The sequence below is a fragment of the Streptomyces sp. NPDC048461 genome (assembly GCF_055587105.1).
This window is the reverse complement of the sequence record NZ_JBVJGW010000001.1, coordinates 678613-689041: the sequence shown is the minus strand read 5'-3', so window position 1 is coordinate 689041 and position 10429 is coordinate 678613. Positions and strand designations below refer to the sequence as shown.

Annotated in this window: 9 protein-coding genes; 2 read left to right on the top strand and 7 right to left on the bottom strand. The window is 69.1% G+C overall.

Translation table 11 applies throughout. From position 1 onward, the window contains the following. Positions 1-674 precede the first annotated feature (674 nt). The 3 genes from ACZ6S8_RS03020 to thyX all read right to left on the bottom strand — a co-directional run bounded on the left by ACZ6S8_RS03020 (position 675) and on the right by thyX (position 4315). Positions 675-2360, bottom strand: coding sequence for a ribonuclease J (locus ACZ6S8_RS03020; RefSeq protein ID WP_469451830.1), 1686 nt, complete (start codon positions 2358-2360; stop codon positions 675-677). Positions 2361-2474: 114 nt separating this feature from the next. After that, positions 2475-3374 carry a 4-hydroxy-tetrahydrodipicolinate synthase gene (dapA, locus tag ACZ6S8_RS03015; RefSeq protein WP_469451828.1) on the bottom strand — a complete coding sequence of 300 codons (900 nt, stop codon included), beginning with the start codon at positions 3372-3374 and terminating at the stop codon, positions 2475-2477. Between the two features lie 200 nt (positions 3375-3574). Next, entirely contained in the window at positions 3575-4315 is a 741-nt protein-coding gene (thyX, locus tag ACZ6S8_RS03010) for an FAD-dependent thymidylate synthase (RefSeq protein ID WP_469451827.1), read from the bottom strand. A gap of 235 nt (positions 4316-4550) precedes the next feature. Here thyX and ACZ6S8_RS03005 point away from each other — a divergent pair, with 235 nt between their 5' ends. Then, positions 4551-4790, top strand: a complete 240-nt coding sequence (locus ACZ6S8_RS03005) for a hypothetical protein (RefSeq protein WP_351270243.1) — start codon at positions 4551-4553, stop codon at positions 4788-4790. 48 nt (positions 4791-4838) lie between these two features. Further along, positions 4839-5399 carry a PH domain-containing protein gene (locus ACZ6S8_RS03000; RefSeq protein ID WP_469451825.1) on the top strand — a complete coding sequence of 187 codons (561 nt, stop codon included), beginning with the start codon at positions 4839-4841 and terminating at the stop codon, positions 5397-5399. Between the two features lie 43 nt (positions 5400-5442). Here the strand turns inward: ACZ6S8_RS03000 and ACZ6S8_RS02995 are convergent, their stop codons facing one another. From ACZ6S8_RS02995 to ACZ6S8_RS02980, 4 genes are read right to left on the bottom strand one after another with little or no spacing between them, the layout of a single operon-like run. Then, positions 5443-5895 carry a tetratricopeptide repeat protein gene (locus tag ACZ6S8_RS02995; RefSeq protein WP_383919127.1) on the bottom strand — a complete coding sequence of 151 codons (453 nt, stop codon included), beginning with the start codon at positions 5893-5895 and terminating at the stop codon, positions 5443-5445. A gap of 10 nt (positions 5896-5905) precedes the next feature. Then, complete coding sequence (gene dapB, locus ACZ6S8_RS02990) at positions 5906-6658, bottom strand: 4-hydroxy-tetrahydrodipicolinate reductase (protein WP_469451823.1); 753 nt, start codon at positions 6656-6658, stop codon at positions 5906-5908. A gap of 44 nt (positions 6659-6702) precedes the next feature. Beyond that, positions 6703-8082 carry a M16 family metallopeptidase gene (locus ACZ6S8_RS02985; RefSeq protein WP_469451821.1) on the bottom strand — a complete coding sequence of 460 codons (1380 nt, stop codon included), beginning with the start codon at positions 8080-8082 and terminating at the stop codon, positions 6703-6705. Beyond that, the gene (locus ACZ6S8_RS02980) at positions 8079-10301 is read right to left on the bottom strand and encodes a polyribonucleotide nucleotidyltransferase (protein ID WP_469451907.1); all 2223 of its coding nucleotides are present in this window, start codon (positions 10299-10301) and stop codon (positions 8079-8081) included. The genes ACZ6S8_RS02985 and ACZ6S8_RS02980 overlap by 4 nt, the downstream gene beginning before the upstream one ends. Between the last annotated feature and the right edge of the window lie 128 nt (positions 10302-10429).

Sequence of the window (10429 nt, the reverse complement as noted above, 5' to 3'; positions counted from 1 at the left end):
AAGCACGCCGCCAGCGTTCGTCCTGAGCCAGGATCAAACTCTCCATGAATGTTTACCCGTAATCGGGTGCACACACACTTAGAGCGGGACAATCAAGTCGGAATAAGACCGATCGTCCACAACGTCCTCGCTGTGTAATTGCCTGCAAGCACCCCGGAAACCGGGACCTCACAGGACTTTTTCAAAGGAACCTCATCCACCGAAATGGACGGGGTATCAACTTCTGGCGTTGATTTTTGGCACGCTGTTGAGTTCTCAAGGAACGGACGCTTCCTTTGTACTCACCCTCTCGGGCTTTCCTCCGGGCTTTCGTTCTGTTCTTGCGTTTCCGACTCTATCAGACTCTTTCGTGTCCGATTCCCGGTCGAAACGGGATTCGCTTTCCAGGTATTCGCTTTCGCGTTTCCCTTTCCGGCGATTCCGACTCTATCAGATTCATTTCCGTGTCACAGTCGACTGGATTTGAATTCCGATGGCCTTCGGAGGGCCTTTCCCTTTCGGGTGGACCAGACTTTATCAGGTCTCCCCGAGTAGTTGATCCCACCCGCCCGCGGGCGTTGGGGGCACATGTCTGTGCCCGCGTGCCGTGCGAGGTGGAGACGTAAACGTACTGGAGCGGGGCCCCCCGATGCAAATCCGGTTGCCCCGCTCCCGTGCGGTCGCTACGGCGGAGGTCAGACCTCGACGACGACCGGGAGGATCATCGGCCGGCGACGGTAGCTGTCCGACACCCACTTGCCCATGGTGCGGCGGATGAGCTGCTGGATCTGGTGGGGCTCCGCCACGCCGTCGGAGGCGGCGCGGGCGATCGCCTCCTCGATCTTCGCGACGACCGGGCCGAAGGCCGCGTCGTCGATGCCGGAGCCGCGGGCCTGGATGTTCGGGCCGCTGACGACCTTGCCCGTGGTGCTGTCCACCACCACGTACACCGAGATGATGCCCTCGTCGCCGAGGATCCGGCGGTCCTTGAGGGAGGCCTCGGTGACGTCGCCGACCGAGAGGCCGTCCACGTACACGTAGCCGGCCTGGACCTTGCCCGAGATGCGGGCCTTGCCGTCGATGAGGTCGACGACGACGCCGTCCTCCGCGATGACGATGCGGTCCTTCGGGACGCCCGTCAGGGCGCCGAGCTCGGCGTTGGCACGCAGGTGGCGCCATTCGCCGTGGACGGGCATCAGGTTCCGCGGCTTGCAGATGTTGTAGAAGTACAGCAGCTCGCCGGCGGAGGCGTGGCCGGAGACGTGCACCTTGGCGTTGCCCTTGTGCACGACGTTGGCGCCCCAGCGGGTCAGGCCGTTGATCACGCGGTAGACCGCGTTCTCGTTGCCCGGGATCAGGGACGACGCCAGGATCACGGTGTCGCCCGGGACGATCCGGATCTGGTGGTCGCGGTTGGCCATGCGGGACAGGGCCGCCATCGGCTCGCCCTGGGACCCGGTGCAGACCAGGACGACCTCGTGGGCCGGCAGGTCGTCGAGGGTCTTGACGTCCACGACGAGGCCCGGCGGGACCTTGAGGTAGCCGAGGTCGCGCGCGATGCCCATGTTGCGGACCATCGAGCGGCCGACGAAGGCGACCCTGCGGCCGTACTCGTGGGCGGCGTCCAGGATCTGCTGGATGCGGTGCACGTGGCTGGCGAAGCTGGCCACGATGATCCGGCTGTGGGCGTTCGCGAAGACCGTGCGCAGGACGTTCGAGATCTCGCGCTCGGGCGGGACGAAGCCCGGGACCTCGGCGTTCGTGGAGTCCGAGAGGAGGAGGTCGATGCCCTCTTCGCTCAGGCGCGCGAACGCGTGCAGGTCGGTGAGGCGGTTGTCCAGCGGGAGCTGGTCCATCTTGAAGTCGCCGGTGGCGACGACCAGGCCCGCGGGGGTGCGGATCGCGACCGCCAGGGCGTCCGGGATGGAGTGGTTGACGGCGATGAACTCGCAGTCGAAGGGACCGAGGTTCTCGCGCTCGCCCTCCTTCACCTCGAGGGTGTAGGGGCGGATGCGGTGCTCCTGGAGCTTCGCCTCGATGAGGGCCAGCGTCAGCTTGGAGCCGATCAGCGGGATGTCCGGCTTCTCCCGGAGGAGGAAGGGGACGGCGCCGATGTGGTCCTCGTGCCCGTGCGTGAGCACGATGCCCTCGATGTCGTCGAGGCGGTCCCTGATGGACGAGAAGTCCGGAAGGATCAGGTCGATGCCGGGCTGCTCCTCCTCGGGGAAGAGGACGCCGCAGTCGACGATCAGCAGACGGCCGTCGAACTCGAAGACGGTCATGTTGCGACCGATCTCGCCGAGCCCGCCCAGGGGGGTGACCCGGAGGGCGCCCTTGGGGAGCTTCGGCGGCAGACCGAGTTCAGGATGCGGATGGCTCAAAAGTCTCTCCTCACCACACGCGCCACGTACCTCGGAAGGCACGTGGCGCGCATGTCATTCGTGCACTTGCTGTTGTCTGGTGGGGTCGTGCTTATTCAGTTGTGAAGTCCGTTGTCAGAGCTGTACCCCGCCGGCGGCGAGGTCGAGCTTGAGCCGTGCCGTCTCTTCGGCGCTCAGCTCGACCAGCGGGAGGCGCAGCGGACCGGCGGGCAGGCCCTGCAGGCCCAGCGCGGCCTTGGTGGTCATCACGCCCTGGGTGCGGAACATGCCGGTGAAGACCGGGAGCAGCTTCTGGTGGATCTCGGCGGCCTTCTGGACGTCTCCGCCCAGGTGCGCCTCCAGCATGGCGCGCAGCTCGGGGGTGACCACGTGGCTGACCACGGACACGAAGCCGACCCCGCCGATGGACAGGAGGGGGAGGTTCAGCATGTCGTCGCCCGAGTACCAGGCCAGGCCGCTGCGCGCGATGGCCCAGCCGGCGAGGCCCAGGTCGCCCTTGGCGTCCTTGTTGGCCACGATGCGCGGGTGCTCGCCGAGCCGGACCAGGGTTTCGGTGTCGATGGGGACACCGCTGCGGCCGGGGATGTCGTAGAGCATGACCGGCAGCTCGGTCGCGTCGGCGATCGCCGTGAAGTGCCGGTAGAGGCCCTCCTGCGGCGGCTTGCTGTAGTACGGGGTGACGGCGAGGAGGCCGTGGGCGCCCGTGCGCTCGGCCTCGCGGGCCAGCTCCAGGGTGTGCCGGGTGTCGTTCGTACCGATGCCGGCGACCACGTGGGCGCGGTCTCCGACGGCTTCGAGGACGGCTCGTACGAGGTCGTTTTTCTCCGCGTCGGTGGTGGTCGGCGACTCACCGGTGGTGCCGTTGACGATCAGGCCGTCGTTGCCTGCGTCGACCAGGTGGACGGCGAGCTGCTGCGCGCCGTCGAGGTCGAGTGCGCCATCCGCCGTGAACGGCGAGATCATGGCGGTGAGGACCCGCCCGAAGGGGGTCTGCGGAGTCGAGATCGGAGCCATGGGTAACACGCTACTCGCTGCCATGCTCGCGGTGTCCCCTCGGGGGACGTCAACGGGGTGTTGGACACCGGCACTGCCTGCTCGGGGGTTCAAGCAGTGCCGGGTCCGTTTGATCAGCCTAGATGAACTTTCCGAAACGCCGCAATACGGACACTTGGGACTTGAGTCCGTACATGTGTACGCCGCGGGTGTACCGGCCCTTACGGGGCAACGCGTCCGTTGCCGTTGAAGGCCGAGTACGTGAGCGGCATGAGCTTCGCCCAGTGCTGCTCCATCTTCTCGCCGACCATCTCGATCTCCCGCTGCGGGAAGGACGGCACGGCCGCCAGCTCGTGCTGCGTACGGAGTCCGAGGAAGTGCATCAGCGAGCGCGCGTTGCACGTGGCGTACATCGAGGAGAAAAGACCGACCGGCAGGACCGAACGGGCAACCTCCCGGGCCACGCCCGCGTCGAGCATCTCCTGGTAGGCCTGGTAGGCCTGCAGGTAGGAGTCCTCCATGACGCGGCCGGTGAGCTCCTGCTGCGCTTCGGTGCCCTCGACGAAGACGTACTTGCCGGGGCGGCCCTCCTGGACGAGCTTGCGCTCGGCGTCCGGGACGTAGAAGACCGGTTCGAGGTTCCTGTAGCGGCCCGACTCCTCGTTGTAGGACCAGCCCACGCGGTGGCGCATGAACTCGCGGAACACGAAGATCGGGGCGCTGATGAAGAAGGTCATCGAGTTGTGCTCGAAGGGGCTGCCGTGGCGGTCGCGCATCAGGTAGTTGATCAGGCCCTTGGAGCGCTCCGGGTCCTTCTGCAGTTCCTCCAGGGACTGCTCGCCGGCCGTGGAGACCCGGGCGGCCCACAGCACGTCGGAGTCGGCGGCGGAGTGCTTCACCAGCTCCACCGTCACATCGCTGCGGAAGCTGGGTTTCAGATCTGAAGCGGCGGTGTCGCTCACCGGGGTCCTTCCAAACGTGCGTCCTGGGGCGCGCCCACTCTACGTCGCCGACCGCGGCGCGCCGCGCACGCGCACGCGGGCCGACGGGCGCCCGGACGAGCTGACGCGGCGCCATAAAGTTTGGTTAATGTGCCGGATTCCGGCACCGATCGGGCACCCCGTACGTCTTAACGGGTAGTACGCGCATCCACCCGCCGCCCCGTCACGGGGCCCGATAGCGAGGAGAGTCGCTCCCATGTTCCGCCGGCGCGAACCCGTCCCGTTCGCCTTCGTCGCCGAGGCCGACCGATTCCGCAGCAATGTCACTCCGCCGCCGCGCGAGAGTCTGAGCAAGACCCAGATGGCCGCCCGTAGTCTGGTCGGACTGACCGTGGTGGCGGGGCTCGCCGGCTCGCTGCTCTTCGGCATGCCCGCACTGCAGCCGAGCAAGGCACCGGAGAAGTCGCAGCAGTCGGAGGCGTCCGAGGGGCGGTAGCCTCACGGGCACAGCCCAACCGAACGTGCATGTGAGTGAGGTACAGCCGTGCCCCTGCCCTTCCTGACGGCCGACGGCGTGTTCGACGCGGACGAGGAGAGCGACGACGTACTCCCCCACGCCGACCACGACCGCTGGCGGCGGCCGTACCGGCCCGGTCCCTGGCGGGTGGCCATCGCCGCGCTGCTGCTCCTGCTCTCCGCCTTCATGCTGCTGGCCACGATGATCGTCGCCTTCGCCGGCACCTGGGGCGGGGCGACGCTCTGCCTGGCCGCCGCGCTCTGCGTGGTCGGCTCGGCGCTGCGGCTGCTGCGCACGGGCGTGTGGGTGAGCCGTACGGGGCTGCGCCGCGTCGGGTTCCTCGGGACCCGCACGATCGCGTGGAGCGAGGTCGTCGAGTTCCGTACGGTGCAGCAGCCGGTGCGCTGGCTGGGGCTGCCGCGGACCGTGCAGGGCCAGGCCCTGACGGTGGCCGGGCGTGCGGGTGCGGAGCTGCCGGTGCTGCTGACCGACCACAACGCCGACTTCCTCTCCCGGGCGGAGGCCTTCGACCGGGCCGCCGACACGCTCGGGGCGTGGGCCGACGAGTACCGGCCCGTGCCCGCCTGAGCCGCGCCGGTCGCGGCGGCCGTACCGAAGGCCCGTACGGGGATCAGCCCTGTACGGGCCTTCCGCCGTGCAGGGCGATCGCCCGCTGCATGGCCTTGCGGGCCCGCGGGGTGTCGCGGGCGTCGTGGTAGGCGACGGCCAGGCGGAACCAGCTGCGCCAGTCCCCCGGCCGGTCCTCGGTCTCGGCCTTGCGGCGCGCGAAGACCTCGTCGGCGGAATCCCGCAGGATCCGCCCGTACCCGTCCCGCTCCAGCTCGTCCACGGGCAGGCCGCCCTCGGCCTCCAGCTCGGTCGCGAGCTGGTTGGCCCGGGTGACGAACTGCGTGTTCTTCCAGAGGAACCACACGCCGATGACCGGCAGGATCAGCACGGCCACCCCGAACGTGACGGTGAGCCAGGTGCCGTGCCGGATCAGCATCAGGCCCCGGCCGCCGGCCAGGACGAAGTAGACCACCAGGACGGCGGCCGTGAGGAAGTACGTGATCTTCGCGCGCATAGTGGTGCCGTCAGCCCAGGTCGAGGAAGTGTTCCAGGCCGAAGGTGAGGCCCGGGGCCGCCGTGACGCGGCGTGCGCCGAGCAGGATGCCCGGCATGAAGCTGCTGTGGTGCAGCGAGTCGTGGCGGATGGTCAGCGTCTCGCCCTCGCCGCCGAGGAGCACCTCCTGGTGGGCCAGCAGGCCGCGCAGGCGGATGGCGTGCACCGGAACCCCGTCCACGTCGGCGCCGCGGGCGCCGTCGAGCGCCGTGGCCGTGGCGTCGGGCTGCGCGCCGAGGCCGGCCTCGGCGCGGGCGGCGGCGATGAGCTGCGCCGTGCGGGTGGCCGTGCCGGAGGGGGCGTCGACCTTGTTCGGGTGGTGCAGCTCGACGACCTCGACGGACTCGAAGTAGCGCGCCGCCTGCGCGGCGAACTTCATGGTGAGGACGGCGCCGATGGAGAAGTTCGGGGCGATGAGCACCCCGGTCTCCGGCGAGGCGGCGAGCCAGCCGTTCAGCCGGGCGAGGCGGTCCTCGGTCCAGCCGGTGGTGCCGACCACGCCGTGGATGCCGTGGCGGACGAGGAACTCCAGGTTCTCCATGACCGAGTCCGGGGTGGTCAGTTCCACGGCGACCTGGGCGCCGGCCTCGGCCAGCGCCTCCAGCTTGTCGCCGCGGCCGAGTGCGGCCACCAGCTCCATGTCGTCGGCGGCCTCGACCGCCTTGACCGCCTCGGCGCCGATACGGCCCCGGGCGCCGAGGACGGCCACGCGCAGCTTGCTCATCTTGGGTCCTTCACAGGTCGGCACAGGGGTGTGTGCGTACGGAACTAGGCGACCGCTTCGTCGAGACGGGCGGCCTGCTTCTCCTTCAGCGGGCCGATCACCGCGAGCGAGGGGCGCTGGGTCAGCACGTCCCGTGCGACGGAGCGGACGTCGTCCGGGGTCACGGCGGCGATCCGGGCCAGCATGTCGTCGACCGACATCTGGTCGCCCCAGCACAGCTCGCTCTTGCCGATGCGGTTCATGATCGCGCCGGTGTCCTCCAGGCCGAGGACGGTGGAGCCGGAGAGCTGGCCGATGGCCCGCCTGACCTCGTCGTCGCTGAGCCCGTCCGCGGCGACCTTGTCGAGCTCGTCGCGGCAGATCCGCAGGACGTCGTGGACCTGGCCGGGACGGCAGCCCGCGTACACGCCGAAGAGGCCGGTGTCGGCGAAGCCCGAGGTGTACGAGTACACGCTGTAGGCGAGGCCGCGCTTCTCCCTGACCTCCTGGAAGAGGCGGGAGGACATGCCGCCGCCGAGGGCGGTGTTCAGTACGCCCAGGGCCCAGCGGCGCTCGTCGGTGCGGGCGAGGCCCGGCATGCCGAGGACGACGTGGGCCTGCTCGGTCTTGCGGTTGACGTGCTCCACCCGGCCGGCGGTGCGGATGCGCCGCGTGCCGGTGCGGGGGCCGATGGGCTCGGCGTCGGTGCGGCCGAGGGCGCCGGCCTTCTCGAAGGCCGCGCGGACCTGGCGCACGAGCTTGTTGTGGTCGACGTTCCCGGCGGCCGCGACGACGAGGTGCGTCGGGTCATAGTGCTTCTTGTAGAAGCGGCGGATCCGGTCGGCGCCCAGCGCGTTGATGGTGTCGACGGTGCCGAGGACGGGGCGGCCCAACGGGGTGTCGCCGTACATCGTCTGCGCGAACAGGTCGTGGACCACGTCGCCCGGGTCGTCCTCGGTCATCGCGATCTCTTCGAGGATGACGCCGCGTTCTGCGACGACGTCCTCCTCGCGGATCAGCGAGCCGGTCAGCATGTCGCAGACGACGTCGACGGCGAGCGGCAGGTCCGTGTCGAGCACCCGCGCGTAGTAGCAGGTGTACTCCTTCGCCGTGAAGGCGTTCATCTCGCCGCCGACCGCGTCGATCGCGGCGGAGATGTCCAGGGCGCTGCGCTTCTCGGTGCCCTTGAAGAGGAGGTGCTCCAGGTAGTGCGTGGCGCCGTTCAGCGTCGGCGTCTCGTCACGGGAGCCGACGTTGGCCCAGATGCCGAAGGTGGCGGAGCGGACGGAGGGCAGCGTCTCGGTGACGATGCGCAGTCCGCCGGGGAGCACGGTGCGCCGGACGGTGCCGATGCCGTTGCTCCCCTTGAGCAGGGTTTGGGTACGGGCGACGGCCCGCCCCTCCGAAGAGGGGCGGGCCGTCACACGGGAACTACGCGACATCACTTGTCGGAGTCGTCCTTGTCAGCGTCGTCACCGGCGGCCTCGCCGTCGATCACGGGGATCAGGGAGAGCTTGCCGCGCGAGTCGATCTCGGCGATCTCGACCTGGACCTTGGTGCCGACCGCGAGCACGTCCTCGACGTTCTCCACGCGCTTGCCACCGGCGAGCTTGCGGATCTGCGAGATGTGCAGCAGGCCGTCCTTGCCGGGCATCAGGGAGACGAAGGCACCGAAGGTGGTGGTCTTGACGACCGTACCCAGGTAGCGCTCGCCGACCTCCGGCATGGTCGGGTTGGCGATCGCGTTGATCGTGGCGCGGGCGGCCTCGGCGGCCGGGCCGTCGGAGGCACCGATGTAGATGGTGCCGTCGTCCTCGATCGTGATCTCGGCGCCGGTGTCCTCCTGGATCTGGTTGATCATCTTGCCCTTGGGCCCGATGACCTCGCCGATCTTGTCGACCGGGATCTTGACCGTGATGATCCGCGGGGCGAAGGGGGACATCGCGTCCGGCGTGTCGATCGCTTCCATCATCACGTCGAGGATGTGGAGGCGGGCGTCGCGGGCCTGCTTGAGGGCGGCGGCCAGGACCGAGGCCGGGATGCCGTCGAGCTTGGTGTCCAGCTGGAGCGCGGTGACGAACTCCTTGGTGCCGGCGACCTTGAAGTCCATGTCGCCGAAGGCGTCCTCCGCACCGAGGATGTCGGTGAGGGCGACGTAGTGGGTCTTGCCGTCGATCTCCTGGGAGATCAGGCCCATGGCGATGCCGGCGACGGGGGCCTTGAGGGGCACACCGGCGTTCAGCAGCGACATGGTGGAGGCGCAGACCGAGCCCATGGACGTCGAACCGTTGGAGCCGAGGGCCTCGGACACCTGACGGATCGCGTAGGGGAACTCCTCGCGGGTCGGGAGGACCGGCACGATGGCGCGCTCGGCGAGCGCGCCGTGGCCGATCTCGCGGCGCTTGGGCGAGCCCACGCGGCCGGTCTCGCCGACGGAGTACGGCGGGAAGTTGTAGTTGTGCATGTAGCGCTTGCGGGTCACCGGGGAGAGGGTGTCCAGCTGCTGCTCCATGCGGAGCATGTTGAGGGTGGTGACGCCCAGGATCTGGGTCTCGCCACGCTCGAACAGCGCCGAGCCGTGCACGCGCGGGATGGCCTCGACCTCGGCGGCGAGGGTACGGATGTCCGTGATCCCGCGGCCGTCGATGCGGACCTTGTCCTTGATGACGCGCTCGCGCACCAGGGCCTTGGTCAGGCTGCGGTACGCGGCGGAGATCTCCTTCTCGCGGCCTTCGAAGGCCGGGAGGAGCTTCTCGGCGGCGATCTCCTTGACGCGGTCCAGCTCGGCCTCGCGGTCCTGCTTGCCCGGGATGGTCAGCGCCTGGGTGAGGTCGCCCTTGACGGCTGCCGAGAGGGCCTCGTACACGTCGTCCTGGTAGTCCAGGAAGACCGGGAACTCACCCTCGGGCTTGGCGGCCTTGGCGGCCAGGTCGGCCTGGGCCTTGCAGAGGGCCTTGATGAAGGGCTTCGAGGCGTCGAGGCCGGCGGCCACGACCTCCTCGGTCGGCGCCTCGGCGCCGCCCTTGACGAGCGCGATGGTCTTCTCGGTGGCCTCGGCCTCGACCATCATGATCGCGACGTCGCCGTCGTCGAGGGTGCGACCGGCGACGACCATGTCGAAGACGGCGTCCTCGAGCTCGGTGTGCGTCGGGAAGGCCACCCACTGGCCGCGGATCAGCGCGACGCGGACGCCGCCGATCGGGCCGGAGAAGGGCAGGCCCGCGAGCTGGGTGGACGCGGACGCGGCGTTGATCGCGACGACGTCGTACAGGTGGTCCGGGTTGAGCGCCATGATCGTGGCGACGACCTGGATCTCGTTGCGCAGGCCCTTCTTGAAGGAGGGGCGCAGCGGGCGGTCGATCAGGCGGCAGGTGAGGATCGCGTCCTCGGAGGGCCGGCCCTCGCGACGGAAGAAGGAGCCGGGGATCTTGCCGGCCGCGTACTGCCGCTCCTCGACGTCCACCGTGAGGGGGAAGAAGTCGAGCTGGTCCTTGGGCTTCTTCGACGCGGTGGTGGCGGACAGCACCATCGTGTCGTCGTCCAGGTAGGCAACGGCGGAGCCGGCGGCCTGGCGGGCCAGACGGCCCGTCTCGAAGCGGATGGTGCGGGTGCCGAAGGAACCGTTGTCAATGACGGCCTCGGCGTAGTGGGTCTCGTTCTCCACTAGCGTTTTCTCCATTTTCGTCGTCTCCGTCCGCCGCCCGTGTGGCGGTGGACGGTTGCGGAGAAGCGCTCCTGGCGTGCGGGCCGGTCTTCGATCGAAGCATCCGGTTCGGTGCCCGTGGGGGCATT

What these genes read in the sequence shown, in the direction of transcription:
- dapA (WP_469451828.1), bottom strand. Translation starts at nt 3,374, where the DNA reads ATGGCTCCGATCTCGACTCCGCAGACCCCCTTCGGGCGGGTCCTCACC.
- ACZ6S8_RS03005 (WP_351270243.1), top strand. Translation starts at nt 4,551, where the DNA reads ATGTTCCGCCGGCGCGAACCCGTCCCGTTCGCCTTCGTCGCCGAGGCC.
- ACZ6S8_RS02995 (WP_383919127.1), bottom strand. Translation starts at nt 5,895, where the DNA reads ATGCGCGCGAAGATCACGTACTTCCTCACGGCCGCCGTCCTGGTGGTC.
- dapB (WP_469451823.1), bottom strand. Translation starts at nt 6,658, where the DNA reads ATGAGCAAGCTGCGCGTGGCCGTCCTCGGCGCCCGGGGCCGTATCGGC.